The organism is Haloarcula sp. CBA1131 (assembly GCF_008728975.1).
GTDB lineage: Archaea > Halobacteriota > Halobacteria > Halobacteriales > Haloarculaceae > Haloarcula > Haloarcula hispanica.
Map to the genome: position 1 here is coordinate 1925585 of NZ_RPCY01000001.1, position 23991 is coordinate 1949575.

The window sequence follows — 23991 nt, forward strand, 5'->3', positions numbered from 1 at the left end:
GAGCCGGAGGTGACTGCCTGCATGAGTGATCTCGGAAAAATCGACCGCGAACTGTTCGATACCGTCATCTACCCGGAACTGGGCGCGGACCGAGAGGACGTGACGCTGGGGCCGACCCACGGTATCGATTTCGGCGTCATCGACGTCGGCGGCGACGCCCTCGTCACGGCCACCGACCCATTGTCGGTCCTCCCCGATTTGGGGTTCGAGCGGGCCGGTCGGTTCGCGCTTGACGTGGTCCTGGCCGACGTTGCCGTTTCCGGTCTCCCGCCGTCGCATCTCTCCGTAACGTTCACCCTCCCACCGGCGATGAGCGACGACGAACTGGCGGCGATGTGGCACGGCTTTGCCGGGCGGGCCGAGGAAGTCGGCGTGAGCGTCGTCACCGGCCACACCGCCCGCTACGCCGGCGTCGACTACTCCTGGGTCGGTGGTGCGACGGTGCTCGGCGTCGGGTCCCACGACGACATCGTCCGGCCGGACGGCGCTCGGGCGGGCGACAAACTGGTCGTCGGCACCGGCCCCGGGGCCGAAGTCACTGGCCTGTTCGCCAATCTCTTTCCGGAACAGATCGGGCTGTCGCCCGACCGAACCGCCATCGCACAGGAGCGACTGGCCGACACCGCGCTCGTCGAGGACGCGATGGCCGCGACAAACGCCGGCAACGTGACGGCGATGCACGACGCGACGGAGGGCGGTATCACCGGTGCGTTCATCGAAATGGCCGACGGTGCGGGCGTCCGGTTCGACGTGGATAGCGAGGCGATGCCGGTTGCTGACGGCGTCGGCGCGCTCTGTGACGCGCTCGACATCGACCCCTGGCACGTCAGTAGTTGCGGGACGCTTCTGGCTGCCGTCAACCCTGCAGACGCTGATAGCGTCGTCGACGCGCTCAGGGACCGCGGGACGCCAGCCGCCGTCGTCGGCGAAGTGACCAACGGTTCAGGGCTCTACGTCGACGGCACCCGACAATCGCACCCCGGGGCGGACCCGTCGTGGGAGGCCTTTGGACGCCTGCAGGCGGCTGCCGAGGGCGACACAGACCAGCGGTGAGACACGGAGACTCTCCCGACGCGAACTGACAGCACGTAACACCTACTGCTATATGTACTTGTAAGACGTATTATAATTCAATGTGACACATCGTCGTGACTGACGTGGCAGCGGCCACGCCAGCCAGGCTACTGTCACGGAGCGTCATCATGTTCAAAGAAGCCATATCGTATCCGCAGGACGGCGACAGCGCAGTGAAAACCATCGCTATCGGGGGTGCGTTGCTGTTCCTGAGTTTCCTCGTCGTTCCGCTGTTCTTCGTGTTCGGGTACGTCGTCCGGTCACTCCGGGCCGTGATGAACGGGGAGACGACGCCGCCGGAGTTCGACGAATGGGGCGACCTGGGCATAGACGGGCTGAAGGCGTTCGCTATCGGATTCGTTTACTCGCTGGTCCCGACGGTGATCACAGGGACAGCACTGTTTCTCACTGTTGCCACCTTCGGACCCAGCGAGACCGTCTTCAGTGGCGTAATCACGGGATTGCTCCTCACAGTCGCCGCGCTCGGAATGCTCGCGATTTCCCTGGCCGCAGTGTACATTGTTCCGGCCGCCGTCGTCGCCTACGTTCGGACCGACAGCGTCGCCGCGGCGTTCTCGCCGAGTGACCTCCGCCCGCTCCTGTTCAGCCGCACCTACGCTACTGGCTGGGTCGTCGCGTTCGGTATCAGCCTCCTCGCCGGCGTCGTCGTCAGCGTCCTGAGCGCCACCGTCGTGGGTTCCGTCCTGACACCCTTCGTAGTGTTCTACGCTTACGTGGCCGGGGCCTACGCTATCGGGACCGCTGTCAGGGAGATGCCGGAAATCGCCTCTGAACCCGCGACGCCCGCTGCAGGCTCGGTCGCCTGATTAGTTCGGTCACGGTTTTCCTGTCCCAGCGCGTCGAATGGCAGAACACTTGTGTCCCTGAAGCGGACGCTTCAGTATGCAAATACAGAGTCAGGAGACCACCGCCGAAGGGGCAGAGCGCATCGAGGTGGTCCCCGAGACGCTGGACGACCTCTGGCATCTCTCGTACGTCATCGAGCCGGGGGACCTCGTCTCCGGCGACACGACCCGTCGCATCCAGCGCAACGACGACAACCTCCGGGACAAAGGCGGCGAGCGAGAGCCGATGTGGATTCAGATCGAGGTCACCGACGTGGAGTTCGCGAAGTTCGCCAACCGCCTCCGGGTCGGCGGCGAAATCGTCGACTGCTCTCGGGAGGACCAACTGGGTTTTCACCACACGCTCAACGTCGAGGAACACACCGAACTCACCATCGAAAAGCATCTCAAACCGGACCAGGCCGACCGCCTGGAGGAGGCCGTCGAAGCCACGGAGAACCCCGATGTGGCGATCGCGACCGTCGAAGAGGGTGAGGCCCACGTCCACACCGTCGCCCAGTACGGCACAGAGGAGCGGGCGACCATCACCTCGACGACTGGCAAGGGCGAGTATGCCCGCCCGCGCAAGGAACTGTTCGACGAACTGGCGTCAGTCCTCAAACGCCAGGACGTGGACGCCTACATCCTCGCGGGTCCCGGCTTCACCAAACAGGACGCGCTAGACCACTTTCAGGACGAGATTCCCGATATCGCCGAGCAGATTACCGTCGTAGACACGTCTGCTGTCGGCGACCGAGGCGTCCACGAAGTACTCAAACGCGGCGCTGTCGAGGACGTGCAACAGCAGACCCGCATCGCCGAGGAGGCGGATTACATCGACGAACTGATGGAGCGCATCGGGTCGGGTTCGGAGGGGGCCTACGGCCCGGAGGAAGTCGCCAAGGCGGCCGACTACGGCGCTATCGAGACGCTGCTCGTGCTCGACGAGCGGCTCCGACTGGAGCGGGCCGGCGAGGGCGACTGGGACATCGACGTCGACCAGATCATCGAGACGACAGAGCAGAAAGGCGGCGACGTGACCGTCTTCTCCGCGGAGTTCGCGCCCGGCCAGCAGCTCTCGAACCTCGGTGGCATCGCCGCGCTACTTCGGTACCGACTCGATTGAGACCGCGTACCCACGATACGTGTCTGCCGTCTTTCATTCCGCCGGTGAGTCTCCCGAAACCGTTTTTTGCCCCGCTCACTATTGCTACGTAGTTCCAATGTCTGCGAGGAGTGGGTGATATGTCGTTCGAAGAACAACAGGACTTTGCCAGACAGGTCGCCGACCTGAACAAGTACGGGCAGGCGCTCAATCGGTGTGAGTCCGTCGACGAGGTCGTTTCCCTCACGCTCGAAGCGATGTCGCTGCTGTTCGAGTTCTCCTACTCTACGTTCGTCGAAGTTCGTGACGACGACCTCCGGGTCGTCCACAGCACGAACCCGAATCTCGTGCAGGGCGAGCCACCCAGTGACCTGGCTCGACGGGCGCAGGAGGCCGGCGAGACGCTCGTCGAACAGGGCGCTGACGCCGCTGTCACGGCCGACTCGGACGTGACGGGTGCGCTGGCTGTCCCGGCCCGGATGGGTGACGAGGTGACAGCGGTGTTGGTCACACGGTCACAAACCGTCGAGGAGTTCGGGGACGAGTACGTCAGACCAATGGAGATTCTCGCGACCCACGCCGCGACGGCCATCTCCAACATCCGTTCCCGCGAACGGCTAGAACGGGCACACCGGGACCTGGAACGGCGAAAGGAGATGATCGAGATGTACGACCGGCTTCTCCGCCACGACCTGGGCAACGACCTTCAGGTCATCGCCGGGTTCGCCGATGTCGTCGCGGGACAGGTCGACGGCCAGACCGAGGAGTACGCCGGCAAGATACAGCGCGCGGCCGAGAGCGCCGCCGACCTCATCCAGCGCGTCGGCGACCTCGTCTCGACGCTAGAATCGCAGGACAACCCGGAGCCACAGGACCTCGCGACGGTTCTCGGGGACACAGTCCGGGATGTCAGAGCCAACTACGGGTCACTGACTGTCGATTTCGAGCCGTCAGCGTTCGAGTATCAGGTGTACGGCGGCGACCTGCTCGACTCCGTGTTCACGAACATCATGTCCAACGCGGCGGTCCACAACGAGGGCGAGGTACACATGCGAGTGGCTCCGGCGGAAGCCACCCCTGACGAGGTCACTGTCTGTTTCGCCGACGATGGGGCGGGTGTCTCGCCAAACCTGCGCGAGAATATTTTCGAAATGGGTGTGAAGGGGCAGAAGAGTTCGGGGACCGGCTTCGGCCTCGGGTTCGTTCGGGCGCTGACCGAGTCCTACGGCGGCAGGGTCAGCGTGGCAGAAAGCGACGCCGGTGGAGCCGAGTTCCGCGTCACGCTCGAACGCGTTTAGGTCCTGTCGACGGTTATCGTCAGGCCGTCTTCGGCGAACTGCACGTCGCCGTCGTAGCTGTCCGCTATCGACTCCAGCATCTCCTCGTGTCGTCCCTCCGTGTGTGGATACAAGTGGGTGAGATACACACGCCCGACCTCGGCGTCGGCATCGCGGAGCGTCGCTCCGAGCGTCGTCGGCGTCGGGTGGTTCGACACGTCCACGTCATCCGGGAACGAGCAGTCGTGGACGAGCACTGCCGACCCTTCGGCGAACTCGACGAGGTCCGTGAACGCCTCTGAGTCTGCGCCAAGCGTTATCGCCGGTCCGTCATCGACTGAGAGTCGGTAGGCGAAACACTGCATCGAGTGGCGCGTCTCGCAGGTGTCGCCGCTGAACCCAGCCAGTTCGAACGGTCCGCCATCGAGGTCCCTGAGCGTCAGGTCCAGTCGGTCCTGCATGTAGTCGTGTGTTTCGAGGAGGTCCCGAACCAGGTCGGACGTGCCCGGCGGACCCGCTATCGTGAGCTCTGTTTCGCCGGCCAGCCAGCGGGCCTTCATCAGCACGTCGAGGTCGGAAACGTGGTCTAGATGGTGGTGGGTCAGTAACACGGTGTCGACGCCTTCGTAGCCCGCGTCTGTTCGGGCCAGCGAGTGCAACACGCCGCTGCCACAGTCGACGAGCAGCCGTTTTCCGTCGCGTTCCAGCAGATAGCCGGACTGCATTCGAGAGCCGGTGGGCATGGCGCTTCCGGTGCCGAGAAACGTGAGACGCATACCGGACGACAGCGAGCGAACGGACAAAGGCGTTGGCGTGTGGGGGCGGGGAGACTACCAGGGAGCGTCAGCGGAGTGAGGGCGGTGGCCGTCGGCGGGGACGGGGTCAGGGCGGCTCGGGGGCAGGTCACCCGTCGACGGCGCAGTTCATGCTTTGGACGGGGATAGCAAAAGCCCACCTGTGGCTCAAAACGCGTTTTAAGTGAACCCGAGCCGCGACAAAACCGCGAAACGGAGCGGGAGACACTTGTGCGAGCACGACGAGAAGCGAGTATGAAGAAATCACTCGACGAACACGCCGAGCGCTTCTCCGAACACGCCGACGCGTACGACGAGGACCAGGATTCGGCGGCGTATCGCGCCTGTGTCGACTTCGCTGTCGAGCACGCGGCCCCCGAAAGCGACGACGTAGTCCTCGACCTCGGCACGGGGACCGGAGCGATTGCGTTCGCACTCGCGCCCGACGCGGGCGAGGTTATCGGCCGCGACATCAGCGACGGGATGCTGGAGAAAGCACGGGAGAAAGCCGACGAGCGAGGCGTCGAGAACGTGAGCTTCGGCGATGGCCGTTTCCGCGCTCCGAACGTCGACGGCCCGGTGGACATCGTCACGTCGAACTTCGCGATGCATCACCTCGGCGATGACGAGAAGCGCGACGCCATCGACACCATCGCCGATCTGGGGCCGCGACGAATCGTCCTCGGAGACGTGATGCTGTTCGGCGACGACGACCCCGATGCGCCGTTTTACAGCCCCGAAGTCGACGACCCGGCGACGGTCGGTGTCCTGGCTGACGCCTTCACCGACGCCGGCTACGCGCTGACGGCCGTCGAGATGGTCACCGAGCAGGCTGGCGTGCTGGTCGCCGAACGGATCGATTCGGACTGAATCTACTGGACCGCTAAGCCGGCTCAGCGGTAGTTCTTGTACGCCCAGAACGAGACGTACAGCGTCAGGACCAGCAGCCCACCGAGGAAGAAGGCCACGCCGGGTTCGAGGTCGATGCCACCACTGGCCGCGGCGTCGGTCGTCAGTTTACGCGCTTCCTCGGTCATCGCTTCGACCGGGGTGTCGGCTTCTGGCACCGGAGTGCTTTCCGGGGCCGGCGTGGCTTCCGGCGTCTCCGTCGCCTCGGCTATCTGGAACCCGCTGTCGTCTGTCTCCGTCGGGGCTGACGTGGGTTCGGCCGTCGCGGCCGTTTCGTTCGCCGCCTCGAGACTCTCGGCGTCCCCGCCCTGGGCACCGTCACCGGTGGTTCCCGCGTCGCCGCCGGCCCCGGAACTCCCGAGCTGGATCGGGAACTGCCCGAGCAGGAGTTGCAGCATGACGCTAGCCGCGGTGAGAACCCCGATGACAGGCAGGACCCGGCGAACGAGCGACCGGAGCGACTGCTTGCGCTCCTGCGTCCCGACGAACAACACCAGCGGGTCCTCCGGGGGCTCGTACACCTTCATCTCTTGGCCTTTTTCGGAGTACTGGACCCCTGCGACGGTGATCAGCTCTTCGTCTTCCAGCTTTTCCAGGTGATAGGAGACCTTCTGTATCGACATATCGAGCCGGTCGGCAAGTTCAGAGGGTGTTCCCGGCTCGTCGTAGACGGTGTTGAGGATCTCTCTGGCCGTTTCCGAGGAGAGGGCATCGAGGACATCTGAGACGTCTTCGTCGACCCCGACGACCTGTAGCTCCCCGTCCTGTGAGGTGCTCGTGTCGGGACCGCGGGAGGGCAGCAACGACATATATTGCGTTCACTGCCGCCCAGCGTAATGAATCTCGTGGAACCTCACAGGGCCATTTGAGTCTCAGAGCGCGCTATCGGAGGTGACGAACAACAACCATCTACGACAGCGGGACGCTCGATATACAGGACAGCGCTTCTGATTGCCACTACAACAGCTCGGTCACGAACTCCACTGCGTCCGGTGAGAGTGAATCCCGGGGCGGTCGCACCGTCGCGTGGTCGATGATGCCGCGGTCGGCAAGCAACGCCTTCACGGTGGGCGCGAAACCGAACTCGGCACACGCTTCTGAGAGTGGTGAGAGGATCTTCCGCTGGACCGTTCTGGCTTCCGCCACGTCGCCGTTGGCGACGGCGGTGCCCGCTCGTTCTAGCTCGCTGTACAATAGATGGGAGAGCGCGCTGACGCCGCCGTCGCCGCCCAGCACGAGCGACGGGACGAACAGGCCGTCGTGGCCCTGATAGACGGTGAACGCCTCCGGCGTCCGGTTGAGGACTGCGGTGACGTACGGGAGGTCGCCCGAGGAGTCCTTCAGTCCCGCCACGGCGTCTGACTGGGCGAGCGCGGCGACCGTCTCGACGGATAGCTCCTGTCCGACGGCCCCGGGGATGTTGTAGAGGTAGACCGGTAGCGGCGCGTCGGCCAGAACCGCGTCGAAGAACGCCTCGTTGCCCGCCCCGCTGGCCCGCCCGCCGTAGTACGAGGGCACGACCAGTGTGCTGTCCGCGCCCTGCTCGGCGGCGAACGCCATCCGCTCGTGGACGGTCGCAACGTCGGTGGCGGCTGTCCCGACGATGACGCGGCAGTCCTCGGGCACTGTCTCTGTCGTGGTTCGGACGACGGTCCGGTACTCCCCGGGTGAGAGCGTCTCGAACTCGCCGGTCGTCCCGCAGGGGACGATGCCGTCGACGCCGGTCGTGGCGACGTGCCGGACCAGTGATTTCAGGCCATCCACATCGAGGTCGCCGTCGGCGTCGAACGGCGTCACCAGCGGCGTCAGTACGTCGAAGGATTCGGCCATGCCCCAGGCCAGACACGGTGGTCGCTTAGGCGTTTTCCCCGTCGATAGGGCGGAACCCACTTGCCGCGGCGGTCCTACTGGTCGGTAAGAGCCGACAATGGGAGGACGCGAGCGTCTCGCAGCGACGGACCCGACTTTCGACCCGGAGGCGGTCGACATCGACGACGCCGAGGTGCTTTCCCGCCTCGCGCCCGTCGTCCAGGAGTGGTGGGTCGAGCAGTTCGGCGAGTTCGTTCCCGGCAACGGCGGCTTCTTCACCCCGCCACAGAAAGAGGCTATCCCGCTCATCCACGAGCGCGAGAACGCCCTCATCTGTGCGCCCACTGGGAGCGGCAAGACCCTCGCATCCTTTACCGGTATCATCAACGAACTGTTCGGGAAGGCCCGCGAAGACGAGCTTGAGAACTCCGTCTACTGCCTCTATGTCTCGCCGCTGAAGTCGCTGGCCAACGACATCCACCGCAACCTCGGACAGCCCCTCGACGGCATCACGGCCAAGCTTGAGGAGCGCGGCGAAGACGTGGAAATCCGACACGCCATCCGTCACGGCGACACCAGCGACAGCGAGCGCCAGGCGATGCTCGAAACGACGCCGCATATCCTCAATACGACGCCGGAGACGCTGGCCATCCTGCTGAACTCGCCGAAGTTCAAGAAGAAGCTCGAAACCATCGAGTACGTCATCGTCGACGAGATCCACAGCCTCGCCGAGAACAAGCGCGGGACCCACCTCTCCGTGTCGCTGGAGCGGCTAGAGGAGATGGTCGAGGAATCGCCCACGCGAATCGGCTGTTCGGCCACCGTCGAGCCGCTGGACACCGTCGCGGAGTTTCTGGTCGGCCGCGCAGAACCCGGCGGCGACCCTCGGGACTACGAGATTGTGGACACGCGCTTCGCCCGCGATTTCGACATGGAGCTGTCCTGTCCGGCCGACGACCTCATCAACACGCCGCGGGACATCGTCACCGAGCGGTTCTACACCCAGCTCCACGACCACGTCCAGTCCCACACCAACACGCTCGTGTTTACGAACACGCGCTCGGGGGCCGAACGGGTCCTGCACAACCTCCGCGAGAAGTTCGACGACTACGATGAGTCCAACTCCGGCTGCCACCACGGCTCGCTCTCGAAGGAGAAGCGCCGGGACATCGAGGAATCGCTGAAAGCCGGGACGCTGGACGTGGTGACGACCTCGACGAGCCTGGAACTGGGCATCGACATGCCTCATATCGACCTCGTCGTGCAGGTCGGCTCGCCAAAATCCGTGGCCGCGTTGCTCCAGCGTATCGGCCGCGCGGGCCACCAGTTGGGCGAAACAGTGGAGGGCCGCGTCATCGCGCTGGACCGCGACGAACTCGTGGAGTGTGCGGTGATGCTCGAAAAGGCCGAGCGGGGCTTCGTCGACCGCGTGTTCATCCCTGAGAACGCACAGGACGTGGCCACGCAGCACGTCTACGGCATGGCTATCAACGACGTCCGTCCCGAGGCGACGTTTAAGAACGTCCTCCGTCGGGCCTACCCGTACCGGGACTACGACGACGAGAACTGGGAGCAGCTGATGCGGTACATGACCGCCGACTACCCGGGGATGGAAGACAAGAACGTCTACGCCAAGATCTGGCGGGACACGAACGACGCGCCCGACGGGGAGCACCACTACGAGGAGTACGACGTGGGTGAGCACCTCATCGGCAAACGGGGTCGGCTCGCGCGGGTCATCTACATGACCAACATCGGGACGATTCCGGACTCCTTTACGTGTGACGTGGTCACCCGGAGCGACGACAGCTGGGTCGGCCAACTGGACGAGTCGTATCTGGACACGCTGGAGAAAGGCGACGTGTTCGTGCTGGGCGGGAACAACTTCGAGTACCGCTACCGCCGCGGGTCGAAGGTGTACGTCGACCGGACCGCCGCCCGCCCGACGGTCCCGTCGTGGTTCTCCGAGCGGCTCCCCCTCTCCTACGACCTCGGCCGCGAGATACTCGATTTCCAGGGCCAACTACTGGACCGGCTGGCCGATGGCGGGATGTCGGAGGTCCGCAACTGGCTCCGGGGGTTCCCCATCGACGAGAACAGCGTGCGGGCCATCGCGAGGATGTTCCGCGAGCAGGTAGCCTATGCCGGCTCGGACAGTGTGTCTACGACCGACCGGCTCGTCATCGAGGAGACACTGGACCACGACGAGTACGAGCGTCACTACCACGTCCACTCGAACTACGGCCGACGGTTCAACGACGGCTTCTCGCGGCTGCTGGCCTACCACATCGCCCAGGCGGCCAGCGCGAACGTGCAGGTCGCCGTCGCCGACAACGGCTTTACCCTCTCGATGCCGCTGAACCGCAAAGTCGATATCGCCCGAATCGTGGGCGACCTAGACCCGGACACGGCCCGCGCGGACCTTCGGGCTAGCCTCGACGGGACAGACCTGCTCCAGCGGTACTTCCGTATCAACGCCACGCGGTCGCTGATGATACTCAAACGCTACAAGGGCTACGAGAAGTCCGCGAGCGAACAGCAGGTCTCCTCGGAGATGCTGCTGGGGTTCGCCGAGGACCTCGGGGACTTCGCCGTCGTCGAGGAGACCTACCGCGAGATTCTGGAGGACAAACTCAACGTCGACGGTATCGAAACCGTCCTGCGTGCGATGCAGGACGGCGACGTGGGCGTGGTCCGGACTCGCGTTGACTCGCCGTCACCGCGCGCCTTCGGCCTCGCGACGCTGATGGCCAGCGACGTGGTCCTCGCCGAGGACGAGTCCGCCGTCTTACAGGAGTTCCACCAGCGGGTGCTGAGCGAGATTGAAGATGGAGACGCCGAAGACAGCGCCGTTGCGACCGACGACTGAGGCCGACCAGGTCAACGAGCGCGTGTAGGCCGGCGGAGTCTGTTGCGGTCGTCACCGCGCGACTCACGACGCCGTCTCGTTTTCGGCCATGGTGTCGTTCGTCACGTCGTCACCCATCGACTCGCCAGCCGTGGACTCCGTCATCGACTCGGTCATTGCGCCGGGTCCCATCGACTCCGTTTCGTTCACCTGCTCCATCGAGCCGCTCGCTTCGCCGCCCGTCATGGAGTCAGTCATCCCTTCATCCTCCATCGAACCAGTCGCCCCGTCGTTCATTGTATCCGTCCCCTCGTCTCCGGATCGCTCGTCGCCGCCGGCACAGCCAGCGAGCGGGAGCGTGACACTTGCAGCGGCGAGCGTCGTCAGAAACGTCCGTCGGCTTCGTGACATACGCTTTGTCCGGCGTCGGGGCTATACAAGGAGATTTTTCGAAGTCTCGGACGATTCCGCCCATAGTTTGGTCCGTGTGTGGACCGGAACTCTTCCAATTTCGCCCCTGAGCCAAACCGTTAATCCGCGGCCGGCCCCACGGGTGAGACATGGAGTCGCTTCACCCGCGAGTGAGACTGCTGTGGGTTCTGTCGACAGTTATCCAGGCGTCGGTGCTCGGTGTCATCGCGTATCTTGTCGACCGGTTCGCGGTTTCACTGCCACAGACGGTGGTCGTCGGCGGCTGGGTTGTGCTGGTGCTTCTGGGTGTTGCCCATGCCATCGCTGCCCACCGGATTTGGCGTTTTGACCTACAGGACGACGCGCTCTTTCTCCTTCGCGGTGTCGTCACCCGGACCGACACGTCGGTCCCGTACGTTCGTGTACAGCACGTCGACACCACGCGCGGCCCAGTAGAGCGAGCTATCGGGCTGGCGAGTGTCGTCGTCTACACTGCTGGGACCCGCGGCGCGGACATCACGATTCCAGGCCTGCGGCCCGAACGAGCCACTGAACTGCGCGAGCAGCTCCGTGACCTCGCAAACGAGAGCGAGGCCACGGACGCGGTATGAACCGGCTCCACCCGCGAAGTGCGGTCCTGCGAGTCACCCGAGCAGCGCTGCAAGGCGGCTTCTTCGGCTTTTTTGGCGGGTCACTGGGAACCGGAATGCTCGGACTGCCAGCGTTTGCGGTTCCGTTACTCGGCCTGCTCGGCGCGCTGACGTTTAGCGGCTACGCGCTGGCGCGCTATTTCCGTTTTCAGTACGAACTCGACGGCGACACGCTTACTGTCGAATCCGGCGTCTTCGCCAGGCAGTCCCGCCAGATTCCGCTGGGCCGCGTCCAGAACTTAGACGTCGAGCAGAACATCCTTAACCGCCTGCTCGGACTCGCAATCGTCCGCTTCGAGACGGCCGGTGGCAGCGCGACGGAGGCTACGCTGGACGCAGTCGACGAGGCCGAGGTCAAACGCCTGCGGAACTACGTGCGGACCCACGACCGGGACCAGGCCGCCGAGGCAGAGACAGCCACCGCCGACGCGGTGTCCGAAGCTGCGACACTTGGCCGGTCGGCCCACGCCGATCTGCCCGGCGTGACCGGCCCCAAACCGACACACGCTGGCGACACTCAGTCGAGGAATGACCTCGGGGAACCGGTTTCCGAATCGGACACGGCGGAACGCGACGAGCCGGACGGATCGCTGCTGTTCGCGTTCGACCAGCGCGAACTCCTGACGTACGCGCTCGTCTCCGTTCGGCCGGCCGCGCCGGTCCTGACGCTGGCGTCACTCCCGCTTGGGATGGACGTCGTCTGGGCGGTTCTGCGGTTCAATGCGACCCTTGCTGGCGCATCGCTGAGCGGGCCGGTAGTTCGCTGGCTGACCGGCTCACCGGAAACCACGCGGCTCGCCGTCTTTGCCGTACTCTCCGTCGTCCAGTTCCTCCTACTCGCACTGGTCGTCAGCGTGGCGCTGACCGTCATCGAGTACTACGGCTTCCAGCTCACGCAGGCCGACGGCGACCTCCGGTACGAGCGGGGGCTGTTGCGCCGCTACAGCGGCAACATCCCGCTGGAGAAGGTCCAGACGGTCACTATTCGAGAGAACGTCCTGATGCGGCGGTTCGGCTACGCGACGCTGGCCGTCGAGACGGCCGGCTACAGCGGCGGGAACCAGCAGTCCACGCAGGGCGTCGCCGTCCCGCTCGCGCCCCGCGAAGAAGTGTACGAACTGGCCCGTGACATAGAGCCGTTCGGTGACCTCGACTTCGACCGGTCGCCGAAGCGCGCCCGCAGACGGTATCTCGCGCGCTTTTCACTGGCCGCGGCCGGGCTCACTGCAGTCGCCTACGCCGTGGACTCGCTGGTGCTGGAGACGGGCTACTGGTGGGTCGCCGCCCTCCTCTTCCTCACAGTTGTGCCGGCAGCCCACCTTCGCTGGCGACACCGTGGGTACGACCTAGACGAGTCCGTGCTGGCGACCCGGAGCGGGTTCTGGCGGCGGACGACGCGAATCGTCCCGTACTACCGGCTTCAGACGGTGTTCGTCACGCGGTCCCCGTTCCAGCGCCGTCGCGACCTGGCGACTGTGGGGGCCGACACGGCGAGTTCGTCGAGCCTTCTCGGTGGTATCGCCCGGGTGTACGACATCGACGAGGACATCGCAAAAGAACTCAGAGACACGCTTCGGGAGCGCCTCACCGCACACGTCGCAGGGCTGCGGACGGGCGACAGGGCTAGCGACGCGGACGCGTAGTCAGCCCCGCGCCCACTCGACCATTCGGCCGTACACCTCGTCGGTCGCCAGTGCGTCGCCGTCGCCGACGAGGACGAGCGCCTTCTTCGCTCGCGTGAGCGCGACGTTGATGCGCCGGTAATCCTCGAAGATGGGGCTGTCGAGCGTCCCGGTGGCGACGAAAGAGATGACGATGACCTCCTTGCTCGACCCCTGGAACCGGTCGACCGTGTCGACGGTCACGTCCGGGAGCCGTTTCGAAATCTCCGCGACCTGGGCGCGGTACGGCGCGATGACACCGATGTCGTCGGCCGGAACCCCCGCGGACCGATACGACGCGACGATGTCGGCGATCCGGTCGGCCTCGTCGGGGTTGGTGTTGCCGACCTGGCTTCCGTCCGGGTCGACGAAGGCCACGCGGTCCCGGAGCCACTCGGGCAAACTTGCCGTCGAGACGCCGTCGAGGTCGTCGAGTCGCTGGGCGGCCACCTCGCCGGTCGCCGGCCGCAACTGACCGTCGTAGAACTCCCGCGAGGCGAAGGCCTGGATGTGCTGGGCCATCCGGTACTGGCGGTCGAGCATCACGCCAGCGTCCGGGTGGGCGTCGATGAGCCGCTCGAACAGCGATGTCGTCAGCGTCTCGTCCTCGGACTGGACCACCGGCGGGAGCTGCTGGTGGTCGCCGACGAGCACGAATCGGTCGGCGAGCGTCGTCGCCGCGAGCGTCCCCGGTTCGGTCAGCTGGCCGGCCTCGTCGACGACCGCGACGTCGAACTCCTGGGTCTGGAGCGTGCTCCCGCCGCAGGTGGCCGTCGTCGCCGCGACGACCTGCGCGCCCTGGAGCCGACTCGCACATTCGCCGGGGTCGCCGCTGGTCTCCAGTCGGTATTTCTGCATGTCATCGCGGACGCCGCTCTCCGTGCCGACTCGGACGATATCGGTGTAGCCCTGTTCTTCCAGCGCCTCCAGCAGATTGTCGACGGCGCGGTTGGTGAACGCCGAGAGCAGCACTCGGTCACCGCGAGCAACGAGGGCCCGAACCATCCGCGCCAGCGTGTACGTTTTGCCCGTGCCAGGCGGGCCGTGGACGAGCGCGAAGTCCGCCGCGCCGACGGCTAGCTGGACGGCCTCGTTCTGCGCGTCGTTGTTGTCGATGAACGTCTCCTCGACCGGATTGAACTCCGGCTCGCGCCGCCCGAACAGCACGTCTTTCTGCTCGGGCGACTGGAGGAGCACGGCGTCGTGGAGCGCGTTCTGGAGCCGGTCGGTCGTCAGTTCGGAGGGATACACGTCCAGTCGGCGGAGGTCCAGCGGCTCGTCGGCCGTGACGACGATTTCTTCGCCGAGACGTTCCACGCGGGCCAGTTCGGCGTTGCCGGTCACCGGGTCGCCGTCGCTGGCGAGCACGAGATTGCCTTCGCGGATCTTCGAGACGGCACCGGTCCCTGTCGCGCGGAGTTCCCAGCGGCCGCCGTCGAGTTCCCGGCGGCCGGTCGGTTCGAGACCGATGAGCGCCCGGTCGTTGTCGGCCCGCTCTTCGGGCGTCTGCTCCCAGAGCTTCGCGTACTCCCGGTGGACAGCACGGCGCTCGGCCTCGACTGCCGTGTAGAACTCCTCGAAGTACTCCAGTTCCTCCTCCGGGACCGCTCGGCCGACCGTGCCGGCCTTGGATTCCTGATCGAGACGGCCGGAGACGGCCATGCAGGTGTCCTGCTCGAAGCAGTACTCGCACTTCGCGTTTGCCTCGTAGCCCGTCGGCACGCCCGAATCGTACTCCATCGCCGCAATCGCGTTGCGGGTCCGGACGACGTAGTTCAGCAGGCCGCTCCCGATAGAGAACTCCTTGGCCGGCGAGAGGTCGCCGCTCTCCTCGTTGCGGTCGACGGCGGCGTTTTTCGTGTAGAGAAGCGTGCCTGTGTCCGGCGCGGCGTCGACGGCGCTGCCCGCGCCGGCAGCGCGTTCGCCCAGCATCAGCGCGTACGCTGTCGCCTGAATCTTGTCCTGGAAGCGGGGCTCCCGCTTGGTGTTCTTGCCGGTCTTGAGTTCGACGGGCATCCCCCGCCGGACGGCGTCGGCCCGCCCTTTCATCCCGAACCGCTCGGAGATGAGCGTCATCTCGGAGCGCCACTCATCAGTTTCAGTAAGCGTCCCCTGCTGGAGCCACCCCTGGATGGCCGACGCGTGGTCGCGCACGTCCCCGGCCACCTCGTCGGCCTCCCGGCCGAGCAGTCCGATGTCGAGGCCGGCGGCGTCGACCTGTTCCTCGATAGCGGTATCGAGGTCCCGGCCCCGAAGTAAGTCGCCAAAGACCTCGTGGACGACGGTCCCTTTCACCAGCGGGTAGGCGTGCTCTGCGCCGTCGAGTTTCCGGAGGTAGTACATCCGCGGGCACTGTACCCACGCCCGGATGTCGGTCACGTCGACGAGAAAATCAGGCTGGACGACGAGGGTGGCGTCGCCGCCGACGGAGTACTGCTGCTCGCCCTGATACTCCCGCTCGTCGGGGTTGTAGACGGCGACCTCCATCCCCGTCTCGATGACGGCGGCGTTCTCGGTCCACTTCCCCCAGAGCGTCACCGTCGTCGGCTCGCCGGCCCCGCGGTCCGGCCGGATAGTCACCTCACAGAGGTCGCTCTCGCCGTACTGGGTGTTCACCGTCTTCGGCTCCTCGATGTCGACGACGACGCCACGAACGCGGTCGACGCTCATCGTTTGGCCCTCCCCTGTTGCACGACCCAAGCGACGGGACGCCCCCTCAAAAGTCGTTCGCGCCGCGGCTCATTCAGTCGTCGCATCAGCATTCGAGTCACCATCGGCAGCGAACTCCTGCAGCGTCTCCAGCGACACGTCTTCGAGCACGTCCTCGCTCGTCGCGTCGAGGTTCACCGGCGGTGCGCGCCCGGCCTCGTGGGCCTCTATCCAGCGCGGGACGCAGACACACCAGTTGTCACCGGGGTCGAGACCCGGAAAATTCAGCTCCGGCCGCGGCGTCACGAGGTCGTTGCCCTGGGCCTTGCTGTACTCTAGAAACTCGGCCGTCATCACGGCACAGATTTCGTGCCGACCCGGGTCGCGCTGGAGCGGGTAGCAGTAGCCGTCGCGCATGAATCCGGTCTCCGGGTCCATCGAGCAGGGGGCCAGCTCCCCGCCGAGGACGTTGCGTTCGCTTTCCATACCACGTCTGGCTGTTCCGTGGAGTAAAGCCGTTCGGCTACCCGCCTGCGCTCACTGTCCGTGTCCGCTGTCATCATCACTCCGGCCCCGACTGTCACCTGACGAGTCGGTGGGCTGACCGTCATCTCCGTCCAGTTGCGTAGCTTCGTTCTCAGCTGCTTCACCAGCACTCCGTTCGGGGCGCTGCCCGCGAGAATCGCCGTCTGGTGTCGCCTCCGATGGTGAGTCAGCGCGTTCGGACCCGCCTGTTGTCGTCTGTTTGGGCGTGTCGTCCGTATCCGGCGCATTCGGTGAGACTGCGGGCACGTCGACGGCGTCCAGAGCGGCCTGAATCACGTCGGCCTTCTCCGTCCCTTCGATAGTCGCCTCCGTCGTCAGGACCAGTCGGTGACTCATCGTCGCGTTCGCCAGCCGCTTCACGTCGTCCGGGGTGGAATACCGCCGGCCGGCGATGACTGCACTGGCTCGGACTGCCTCGAAGACCCGCTGGACGCCCCGCGGCGAGACGCCGATTTCTGTCCGGTCGTCTTCGCGTGTCGCCCGCGCCAGATCGACGATGTAGCGACGAACCTTGGTGTCGACGCGGATGTCTTCCGCACACTCCTGCAGGGCACGTACCGTCTCTGGGTCCACTACCGGATCGACCGACGGTGCGATTGTTCGTCGGTTGGCCCGCCGGTCGAGCAGCCCCATTTCTCCCTCGACATCGGGATAGTTCATCGACGTCTTCACGCTGAAGCGGTCCCGCTGGGCCTCGGGAAGCTGGAAGGTCCCTTCCTGCTCGACGGGGTTCTGGGTCGCGATAACGACGAACGGCGTCGGGAGCGGATGCGTCGTCCCGTCGACACTGACCTGCCGCTCTTCCATTGATTCCAGCAGCGCAGATTGGGTCTTCGGCGGCGCGCGGTTGATCTCGTCCGCGAGCACGACGTTCGAGAACACCGGCCCCTGTGCGAACTCGAACTCCCGCTCGTGTTCGTTGTACACGTTCGACCCGGTCACGTCCGCCGGCAGCAGGTCCGGCGTGAACTGTACCCGGTTGAATTCGAGTCCAAGTGACTCCGCCAACACCCGCGCCAGAACTGTTTTCCCCGTTCCCGGCACGTCCTCAACCAGAACGTGGCCTCTGGCGATGACGCCAGCCAGTGTCTCGAACAGCACCCGGCGTTCGACGACGACAGCCTCCTCAACTCGCTCCACAATGTCGAGGCAGTGGTTTGACGCAGCCTCGACGCTCAAATCCCCCGTTAACCCGGCCATGCCCCATGCGTTACACTGGGGAAGTATCAATGTGTACCATTAGCCCTCGTTTGTCGAGCCACAGTGGCTACTGACACATTCTGGACGGGCCAGCAGCGAAGCAGTCCCTCAGCCACGAAGCGGGGCGAGCAGCAGTAACACACCGATCGCGGCGAGTGCCATTGTCTCCGGCGATCCGATGGCGGCACCGACGGCGTGACGCGCTGTATCGACGAGACCGACGGCGGCGATACCGAGAAGGCCGACGCCGACGGCGAACACGCTGTGATACAGCTCCAGCCGGCGCGTTTCCGGCCGATGCCCCAGTTCCGCTGTCAGCCCCAGGCCGAACGTGCCAACGTCCCAGACAACGAGGCCGCCGACGACGCCAGCAAACACCAGTAACGATGACAGGTCGGCCTGTGCCGCACCGGTGCTCGCACAGATGAGTCCCGAAGCGGTCAGTGCCGCGGGGCCGGCACGCGCCGGCAACAGGCCAAACGTGAGTCCCCCGATGACGAGAACGAGAAGCAGATACACCACCAGTGGGAGCAGGAGGGCACCGAAGAACACCGCCGGGAGCGAGGCGAACCCGAAGATACCGATTCGCAGGAGGAACGGGGCTAGCAACACGACGTAGCCAGCGGCCGCGATGGCGGCCCCGACAGTCCGCACCGAAGCGGCGTCGAACTCAGTCGTGAACTTTCGGATGACAATCGCACCGCTACCAGCAAGCAACGCGCCGGCTGTGACTGCCAGAAGCGGCGCGAGAACGACCCACGACGACAGCAGCCGGATACCGAGACTGAACGGGGGGGACGCCACAAGCTGGCCAAACGGCGTTACCAGAAGCGCCAGCGGAACGACTACACTGAACGCTGCCGAACCGAGTGCGACCAGTTTGAGCGACTGGGTACCCCGTTTCAGTCTGTTCGCCATCGCGTCGCGGCGGCTCCGAGCTGTCAACTGCAAGAGCGGGAGCTGTGTCACAGCAAAATACAGGCAGCCCGACGCGGCGACGCCGAGTACACCGAGGCAGACCGTGGTGGCTATCGGCGACGCTCCACCGGCGACAGCGCTTACCACCTTCCAGCAAAGCCACGCGAGCGCGACGACGACCGTACCCACGACGAGGCCCACCACGGCGAACAGATACGAAACGACGCTGCTCACTGTCGCTTCCGAAACGGTCTCTCTGTCGAGCACGTCGGTCCAGGCGGTCGCGACGCCGACCATTGCGACGGCGACACCGAACGCGATGAGCGGGGCGACTGACACCTGCCCGACCGAGGCAACGACGCCAGTCGCTGCCGGCAGGAAACAGAGGTGGCCAATGACCGTCGGTCCCAGTCCGTCCCGGTCCAGTAGCGATAACCCCGCCACGGCAATGCCGGCGAGGAGTGCGATACCGCTGAACAGTCGCGGGTCGCCGGACAGAACCCCTGTCGCCAGGGCGAACGCAGTGACGATGAGCGCGACGATAGTTAGGCTGGTCGCCCGCGGCCGCCCCTCGTCGCCGACGGCCGATGGTGTATCGAGTCGCGGCCCGCCGATCATTTACGCTCCACCTCCCGGCTGCACGCTGCCACGCGGCTGGTGCGCCGCAACGGCGAAGGCGTAATCGAGGATGAGCGGCAGCGGTGTCCCACGCCGCCAGTCGATTGTCCGGGCCCCAGACGCCTGACACCGCGCCAGACGGGTCCGACGGCGGACGTGCTCGTACTGTCCGCTGACGGTGCTCGCCGCGGTTACGTCCGTCGAGAGCATGGTTCGCTGGCAATCGAACGCCGCCCAGGACTCCATCGCGGCGACCGGCGCGTCGTCGAGCAACGGCGACACGAGCACCAGCTGGCAGCGCGGTCCGGCTACCTCCATCACTTTCCGGAACTGCCGCTGTGTGTCGCCCTCGTCTTCTGGACCACCAGCCGGGTCGCTCTCGGCAGCATCAGCAGCGGCCCGTAGCCGTTCGACAGCCAGCGACCGCTGGTTGGGTCCGTCGCCCGGCTGGAGCCACGTCAGTCCCGCAGGGCCATCGCCGTCGATGCCGACGATTGCCAGCCCGACTTCGTGACCGGCATCCAGCAGCGAGGTCACTGCGTGCGTCGTCGCGTACGCGCCGAGTTCGACTGCCGTCGGGCGACCGGGGCCGGCGGTCACCCGCGCCGGCGAGCGGGCGTCGACGACGAACACGACCGTCGTCGACACCCACTGCTCGTAGTTGACCGTCGACAGCGCTCCCCGCTTCGCGTACCCGCGCCAGTCGATGCGGCCGGCCGGGTCCCCGCGCTGATACTCCCGCGTCGAGTGGAAGGTGAAGCCATCGCCGGGGTCGTCGGTTGTGAGTTGGCCCACGCGGTCGGTCCCCTGGTCGGACAGCGGCGGTGCCTGGGCGTCAAGCTGACACACCAGCCTGTCATCGCCCTCCGCCTGTTGTCTCGCAGTCGCGACCTCGCCGGCTCCCGTACCCCGGACGCGGAGCCGCGGCTCGCCGAAGTCGTGTTCGCCTCGGCGGGCGATGAGCGTGTACTCGAGCGTGACTGATTCGCCGGCCGCAAGCGTCTCGCCGCCGCGTGGCGCCCCGTCCAGCACTGCGAGGTCAGTCGGAACGCCGTCGACGACCCGGATGTCCGACAGCGTCTGCTGGCCGCTGTTTGTCACCGTCAACTGGACTGCAACCGGGTGCCCCGGCGGCGCTGGAGTCGGGTCGACAGCCCGTGACACGACGAGTGCTGCCGGGACAGCAGCAGTCGACAGGATTCCGTAGGCCAGATACGAGAGCGGGAGTGTGGCGGCCAGCAGGAGTGTCCCGCTCCCCTCCCAGATGCCCGCTCCGGCGAGTGTCAGTGCGGCGACGATTGCGCCGCGCCACCGCATGGCTCGTCGGCCCATCAGTCCTGCACCTCCGTCACATCGCCCCAGTCGGCCCCGTCGGTCGCTGTGGTATCCGTTCCGTCCTCGTCAACCGGCGTTGTCCCGCCAGCTTCCGACTCGGAGTCAGCCGGGCCGTCCGCGGCAGTTGCGCCCTCGGTGGCGGTTCCGTCGACGTGGGCACCGTCAGACGCGCCGTCTGCGCTGGTCCCGACGGCTTCCCGCTCGGGAATCGACCCGTCGACGGCCCGCTGGAGGCTCCCGTCAGCCGCCCGCTGCAGGTCGGCGACCGCTGGGGCGACGACTGGCACCGGACGCGGCGCCTGCTGGCCGACCACTGTCGGCAACGCGTCGTCGGCCGCGACGCTGACTGCCGTCATCGCCCGTGCGCACCGCTTCCGGACGGCTTTTTCGGGAAACAGCCAGGCCCACAGGCGCGTGCGAAACGGTCGGTCCGGTGGCGTGACGGATTCGTCCAGTACCGCGGCGGCAACCGGGTCGTCCGTCCAGGTCCCCGCGGCTAACTGTGCTTTCACCGAGTCGGGGTCGTGGCCGCCCTGGACCAGTGCCTCCGTGAGCGCCGCCCGAAGTGGTTCCCGAACGGGGCCGACGCTCTCGGCGACCGGCCCGTCGTCGCGGGCCTGTGCAGCCGCCGCTTCGACGCGTTCCGCGAGTTCGGTTCCGGAGACAGCGTCGTCTGTCGGTGTCGTCTCCAGAAACCCCTCGGTGAACTTGTCGTCAGCAGTCCACGGCGACGGTGATACCGAGGGGTCGTCGGGCGTCCGGAAGAGCTTCCAGGAGGCCACGAGCACGCAGACGAAGAGGACGAGGACACCCGCCGCACTCGGCCCGGAATCCGCCGGCTCTGGCGTCCCTGTCAGCCCGAGGACCGCGCCGGCAGCCACGAGTAGCAGGCCACACAACACGGCGATTCCCAGCCCGACGCGACGGCGATTCACCCTTCGTCCTCCTGCTCGTCGCTCGCACCCACCAGCGCATCGTACGCGCTACGGGCCTGCTCGCGCCGGCTGTCGCTCGAATGGCCGCCGTATTCGACGTCCCGGAACGCCTCTGTCAGTGCTTCGACGGGTGCCCTCGGGAGGCCGCTGTCGATTGCGGCCCGGGACACCTCGCCGGGCGTCCGCGTCCGCCAGCGCCCGGGGACGACATGCTTGGCGAACGCACGCCAGAGGTCGCGAATCGATGGGAGAGCCGATTCGCCGCCGCCCGACGAGTCAGTGACCGACCCGCTCGGTCCGGGGTTAGACGCCGTAGTCGGGCGGTCCGTATCGCCGACCTGGCCAGCGATGTAGACACCGACCGCACCCAGTGCCACCCCGGCCCCAGCCACGACGGTACCGGTCGTGCCCCAGCGAACATAGCTCACTGTCACGATGACACACGAGCCGCCGAGCGTTGCAACCCTGCGTGGCGTGCTTTCAGCCCTGGCCACAGTGACCGCTCGATACCCGGCCGACCGGAGCCACCGCTGGAAGCGACGCCACAGCCCTGACAGCGTTAGCGGAAGCGATGAGAGCCACGTCGCCAGACGGGCGGCCAGTCGGCGGCCCATGTTCAGCGTGGCTTCGATACGGCCGACGAGCCAGAGTGCCGTTCGCCGGGTCCACTGAACGACGCGGGCGACGAAGCCAGCCGCCGTTTCACCGCCGTTCTTGGCCGCGTATGCGACCGCCTGTCCGCCCGAGAAAGCAGCCGTCCGATAGTGGTACAGCGCGGCGACGCCCACGACTGCGAGCGCGACGACCAGCCCGTCCCGTTCCCAGAGCACGCCGATGACAAACAGCGAATCGAAGATTGTCCAGAGAATACCGACGCCGCGTGCGACCTTGGGGAGTACATCACTGCGGCGATAGCGACGGTCACGACGGTTGCCACCAGCAGTATCGAACTTACCACGATGGTCCCGGTGTACGCGCCCCAGAGCGTCGTTCTCGCTGTCTGTCTGTCTGTTGCCGCTGTGACGGGAAGCGAGGGGTTTGCTGGGAGCGAGACGGCAACAGCGCCGTCAGCGCCAGTCTTTCCCCGGCGCTGGTCGCCGAGCGTGACAGTCGCGTTCTCGACCGGGTTTCCGTTTATCGTAGCGTTGACAGCGGCCCTGTCACCTGGTACCGGGAGGGCCTTCGCAGGCACGACGCGGACGTGTAAGTTCAGCACGTCGACGCGCGCGGACCCCTCGAACTCGCCGCGGGACACCGTTACTGCGGCGGTATCGCTGTCGGGGACTGTCAGTTGATACCGGCCGGCGGTGTCAGTTCGACCGACGATGTCGCCGTTGCGGGTCACGGTCGCGTTTCGGACTGGCACGCCGTCGACCGTTGCGACGAGCGGGACGGTCGACCCGGGGTACGGCTCGCCGAGCAGTGTCACGTTGACGCTCCCGCCGACACGGTACTGACCGGTGTCGTTGTCGGCCGCGGTCTGCTGGCGTGGGGCCGTCGAATCGACCATCCCAGATGCGCCAGGAACCGTCCCAAATGCGCCAAGGGTACTTCGTGCGTACCCGTCCCCGTTTGAGACCGAGGTAGTCCCGCCAAGCGACAACACATCTCCTTCCACGAGGAGGCTTGCTGTTTCAGTATCCGATTCCTCGTACGGTCGACGGTAGAACTGACAGGGCTCTGTTCCCGGCGATTCGACCGTTACGTTCAGCTCGCGCTGGTACGGAACCTGTGCGGTCACCTGGCCGTTCTGGTCAGTCCGGCCGACGTATCGGTCGTTGAACCAGACACGGGTCGCGGCCGCCGGTTCGAGGTCCTGATACACCAGAACGGTGAGGGGATGCCCGGCTTTCGGCTCTGACTCGACGAGGACGCCACAGCCGTCCGCAGTGGGCGGGGCGGTATCGCCGGGAATCGGAATCGGCTCTGTTCCTCCCGTGACGCCGCCGCTCCCACCTCCGTCGCGGCGTTGTTCCCGTGTGCCTGCAGGTGTCTGGGTGTCGGTGACGCTGCCGCCCCCGCCACCGTCGCGGCGTTGTTCCCGCGTATCGGCTGGCGTCTGCGTGACTGGCTCGGTGCCGTGACTCCCGTCACCGCCCCCGCTGCTGGTCCCGCTCTCAGTGATCGGTGGCGGGGCCAGAAACGCGGCGACGATCAGCCCGACGAGGCAGAGACTTACCAGTGCCAGCTGCCGCCAGTCGACGCCGCCATGGCCGGTCTCGGATGCTGTACCCACTTGTCGCCCCTCGTAACTTACGCCCGTACCGCGACACCCAACGCTGTTATCATGGATATCTGCGTGAAAGATAATCAATCCCCGGTATGGTCGCCGACAGCAACGCCAGTCGTGTGGGCATGCTGGCCAGTCCGTATCCACGACCTCCCTGCTTCCGCCCGGCGACGGTCA

Annotated in this window: 20 protein-coding genes; 8 read left to right on the forward strand and 12 right to left on the reverse strand. The window is 66.0% G+C overall.

Going from position 1 to position 23991, the window contains the following annotated elements:
* The first annotated feature begins 21 nt into the window (after positions 1 to 21).
* The 4 genes from Har1131_RS09800 to Har1131_RS09815 all read left to right on the forward strand — a co-directional run bounded on the left by Har1131_RS09800 (position 22) and on the right by Har1131_RS09815 (position 4322).
* On the forward strand, positions 22 to 1053 hold the full coding sequence (locus tag Har1131_RS09800; protein ID WP_151146174.1) for an AIR synthase family protein: 1032 nt from the start codon (positions 22 to 24) through the stop codon (positions 1051 to 1053).
* A gap of 149 nt (positions 1054 to 1202) precedes the next feature.
* Positions 1203 to 1901, forward strand: coding sequence for a DUF4013 domain-containing protein (locus Har1131_RS09805; protein ID WP_064288092.1), 699 nt, complete (start codon positions 1203 to 1205; stop codon positions 1899 to 1901).
* A 76-nt stretch (positions 1902 to 1977) separates the two neighbouring features.
* The gene (locus Har1131_RS09810) at positions 1978 to 3045 is read left to right on the forward strand and encodes an mRNA surveillance protein pelota (RefSeq protein WP_151146182.1); all 1068 of its coding nucleotides are present in this window, start codon (positions 1978 to 1980) and stop codon (positions 3043 to 3045) included.
* 119 nt (positions 3046 to 3164) lie between these two features.
* Positions 3165 to 4322 carry an ATP-binding protein gene (locus Har1131_RS09815; protein WP_050038298.1) on the forward strand — a complete coding sequence of 386 codons (1158 nt, stop codon included), beginning with the start codon at positions 3165 to 3167 and terminating at the stop codon, positions 4320 to 4322.
* Here the strand turns inward: Har1131_RS09815 and Har1131_RS09820 are convergent.
* Positions 4319 to 5077: an MBL fold metallo-hydrolase gene (locus Har1131_RS09820; protein WP_023843268.1), complete on the reverse strand. Its 759-nt coding sequence runs from the start codon at positions 5075 to 5077 to the stop codon at positions 4319 to 4321. The two genes, Har1131_RS09815 and Har1131_RS09820, sit on opposite strands and share 4 nt — an antisense overlap.
* Positions 5078 to 5350: 273 nt before the next feature.
* On the opposite strand from Har1131_RS09820, the gene Har1131_RS09825 reads away from it, so the two are divergent.
* The gene (locus tag Har1131_RS09825; RefSeq protein ID WP_050038100.1) at positions 5351 to 5965 is read left to right on the forward strand and encodes a class I SAM-dependent methyltransferase; all 615 of its coding nucleotides are present in this window, start codon (positions 5351 to 5353) and stop codon (positions 5963 to 5965) included.
* Positions 5966 to 5988: 23 nt separating this feature from the next.
* Here the strand turns inward: Har1131_RS09825 and Har1131_RS09830 are convergent, their stop codons facing one another.
* Both Har1131_RS09830 and Har1131_RS09835 read right to left on the reverse strand, forming a co-directional pair.
* Positions 5989 to 6813 carry a winged helix-turn-helix domain-containing protein gene (locus tag Har1131_RS09830; RefSeq protein WP_050038099.1) on the reverse strand — a complete coding sequence of 275 codons (825 nt, stop codon included), beginning with the start codon at positions 6811 to 6813 and terminating at the stop codon, positions 5989 to 5991.
* A 148-nt stretch (positions 6814 to 6961) separates the two neighbouring features.
* Positions 6962 to 7834, reverse strand: coding sequence for a dihydrodipicolinate synthase family protein (locus Har1131_RS09835; RefSeq protein ID WP_151146186.1), 873 nt, complete (start codon positions 7832 to 7834; stop codon positions 6962 to 6964).
* A 97-nt stretch (positions 7835 to 7931) separates the two neighbouring features.
* Between Har1131_RS09835 and Har1131_RS09840 the strand changes: the two genes are divergently transcribed.
* Positions 7932 to 10682, forward strand: coding sequence for an ATP-dependent helicase (locus Har1131_RS09840; protein WP_151146189.1), 2751 nt, complete (start codon positions 7932 to 7934; stop codon positions 10680 to 10682).
* Positions 10683 to 10745: 63 nt separating this feature from the next.
* Here Har1131_RS09840 and Har1131_RS09845 read toward each other — a convergent pair whose 3' ends face one another.
* Positions 10746 to 11072 (reverse strand): hypothetical protein, encoded by a 327-nt coding sequence (locus tag Har1131_RS09845; RefSeq protein WP_014040412.1) that lies wholly within the window; start codon positions 11070 to 11072, stop codon positions 10746 to 10748.
* A 149-nt stretch (positions 11073 to 11221) separates the two neighbouring features.
* Here Har1131_RS09845 and Har1131_RS09850 point away from each other — a divergent pair, with 149 nt between their 5' ends.
* Both Har1131_RS09850 and Har1131_RS09855 read left to right on the forward strand, forming a co-directional pair.
* Complete coding sequence (locus Har1131_RS09850; protein ID WP_004961231.1) at positions 11222 to 11683, forward strand: PH domain-containing protein; 462 nt, start codon at positions 11222 to 11224, stop codon at positions 11681 to 11683.
* The gene (locus tag Har1131_RS09855) at positions 11680 to 13365 is read left to right on the forward strand and encodes a PH domain-containing protein (RefSeq protein ID WP_151146193.1); all 1686 of its coding nucleotides are present in this window, start codon (positions 11680 to 11682) and stop codon (positions 13363 to 13365) included. Before Har1131_RS09850 ends, Har1131_RS09855 begins: the two co-directional genes overlap by 4 nt.
* On the opposite strand, the gene Har1131_RS09860 is transcribed toward Har1131_RS09855, so the two are convergent.
* The 8 genes from Har1131_RS09860 to Har1131_RS09890 all read right to left on the reverse strand — a co-directional run bounded on the left by Har1131_RS09860 (position 13366) and on the right by Har1131_RS09890 (position 23820).
* Positions 13366 to 16053, reverse strand: a complete 2688-nt coding sequence (locus tag Har1131_RS09860; RefSeq protein ID WP_151146197.1) for an AAA domain-containing protein — start codon at positions 16051 to 16053, stop codon at positions 13366 to 13368. It abuts the gene before it with no gap.
* Positions 16054 to 16122: 69 nt separating this feature from the next.
* Positions 16123 to 16518 carry a DUF2237 family protein gene (locus tag Har1131_RS09865; RefSeq protein ID WP_014040409.1) on the reverse strand — a complete coding sequence of 132 codons (396 nt, stop codon included), beginning with the start codon at positions 16516 to 16518 and terminating at the stop codon, positions 16123 to 16125.
* Between the two features lie 51 nt (positions 16519 to 16569).
* Entirely contained in the window at positions 16570 to 17778 is a 1209-nt protein-coding gene (locus tag Har1131_RS09870; RefSeq protein ID WP_151146200.1) for a MoxR family ATPase, read from the reverse strand.
* 108 nt (positions 17779 to 17886) lie between these two features.
* Entirely contained in the window at positions 17887 to 19314 is a 1428-nt protein-coding gene (locus Har1131_RS09875) for a glycosyl transferase (protein WP_151146206.1), read from the reverse strand.
* On the reverse strand, positions 19315 to 20646 hold the full coding sequence (locus Har1131_RS09880) for a DUF58 domain-containing protein (protein ID WP_151146209.1): 1332 nt from the start codon (positions 20644 to 20646) through the stop codon (positions 19315 to 19317).
* On the reverse strand, positions 20646 to 21584 hold the full coding sequence (locus tag Har1131_RS09885) for a hypothetical protein (RefSeq protein ID WP_151146212.1): 939 nt from the start codon (positions 21582 to 21584) through the stop codon (positions 20646 to 20648). The genes Har1131_RS09880 and Har1131_RS09885 overlap by 1 nt, the downstream gene beginning before the upstream one ends.
* The gene (locus Har1131_RS22150) at positions 21581 to 22198 is read right to left on the reverse strand and encodes a DUF4129 domain-containing protein (RefSeq protein WP_225308133.1); all 618 of its coding nucleotides are present in this window, start codon (positions 22196 to 22198) and stop codon (positions 21581 to 21583) included. The genes Har1131_RS09885 and Har1131_RS22150 overlap by 4 nt, the downstream gene beginning before the upstream one ends.
* A 2-nt stretch (positions 22199 to 22200) precedes the next feature.
* Positions 22201 to 23820 carry a hypothetical protein gene (locus Har1131_RS09890; RefSeq protein ID WP_225308103.1) on the reverse strand — a complete coding sequence of 540 codons (1620 nt, stop codon included), beginning with the start codon at positions 23818 to 23820 and terminating at the stop codon, positions 22201 to 22203.
* Positions 23821 to 23991: the final 171 nt, after the last annotated feature.

Excerpts from the sequence above, each read along its gene's own strand:
- Har1131_RS09830 (WP_050038099.1), bottom strand. The coding sequence starts at position 6,813 with ATGTCGTTGCTGCCCTCCCGCGGTCCCGACACGAGCACCTCACAGGAC.
- Har1131_RS09870 (WP_151146200.1), bottom strand. The coding sequence starts at position 17,778 with ATGGCCGGGTTAACGGGGGATTTGAGCGTCGAGGCTGCGTCAAACCAC.
- Har1131_RS09810 (WP_151146182.1), top strand. The coding sequence starts at position 1,978 with ATGCAAATACAGAGTCAGGAGACCACCGCCGAAGGGGCAGAGCGCATC.
- Har1131_RS22150 (WP_225308133.1), bottom strand. The coding sequence starts at position 22,198 with ATGGGCCGCCGACTGGCCGCCCGTCTGGCGACGTGGCTCTCATCGCTT.
- Har1131_RS09855 (WP_151146193.1), top strand. The coding sequence starts at position 11,680 with ATGAACCGGCTCCACCCGCGAAGTGCGGTCCTGCGAGTCACCCGAGCA.
- Har1131_RS09860 (WP_151146197.1), bottom strand. The coding sequence starts at position 16,053 with ATGAGCGTCGACCGCGTTCGTGGCGTCGTCGTCGACATCGAGGAGCCG.
- Har1131_RS09800 (WP_151146174.1), top strand. The coding sequence starts at position 22 with ATGAGTGATCTCGGAAAAATCGACCGCGAACTGTTCGATACCGTCATC.
- Har1131_RS09850 (WP_004961231.1), top strand. The coding sequence starts at position 11,222 with ATGGAGTCGCTTCACCCGCGAGTGAGACTGCTGTGGGTTCTGTCGACA.
- Har1131_RS09820 (WP_023843268.1), bottom strand. The coding sequence starts at position 5,077 with ATGCGTCTCACGTTTCTCGGCACCGGAAGCGCCATGCCCACCGGCTCT.
- Har1131_RS09815 (WP_050038298.1), top strand. The coding sequence starts at position 3,165 with ATGTCGTTCGAAGAACAACAGGACTTTGCCAGACAGGTCGCCGACCTG.
- Har1131_RS09840 (WP_151146189.1), top strand. The coding sequence starts at position 7,932 with ATGGGAGGACGCGAGCGTCTCGCAGCGACGGACCCGACTTTCGACCCG.
- Har1131_RS09845 (WP_014040412.1), bottom strand. The coding sequence starts at position 11,072 with ATGTCACGAAGCCGACGGACGTTTCTGACGACGCTCGCCGCTGCAAGT.
- Har1131_RS09825 (WP_050038100.1), top strand. The coding sequence starts at position 5,351 with ATGAAGAAATCACTCGACGAACACGCCGAGCGCTTCTCCGAACACGCC.
- Har1131_RS09880 (WP_151146209.1), bottom strand. The coding sequence starts at position 20,646 with ATGGGCCGACGAGCCATGCGGTGGCGCGGCGCAATCGTCGCCGCACTG.
- Har1131_RS09865 (WP_014040409.1), bottom strand. The coding sequence starts at position 16,518 with ATGGAAAGCGAACGCAACGTCCTCGGCGGGGAGCTGGCCCCCTGCTCG.
- Har1131_RS09875 (WP_151146206.1), bottom strand. The coding sequence starts at position 19,314 with ATGATCGGCGGGCCGCGACTCGATACACCATCGGCCGTCGGCGACGAG.
- Har1131_RS09835 (WP_151146186.1), bottom strand. The coding sequence starts at position 7,834 with ATGGCCGAATCCTTCGACGTACTGACGCCGCTGGTGACGCCGTTCGAC.
- Har1131_RS09805 (WP_064288092.1), top strand. The coding sequence starts at position 1,203 with ATGTTCAAAGAAGCCATATCGTATCCGCAGGACGGCGACAGCGCAGTG.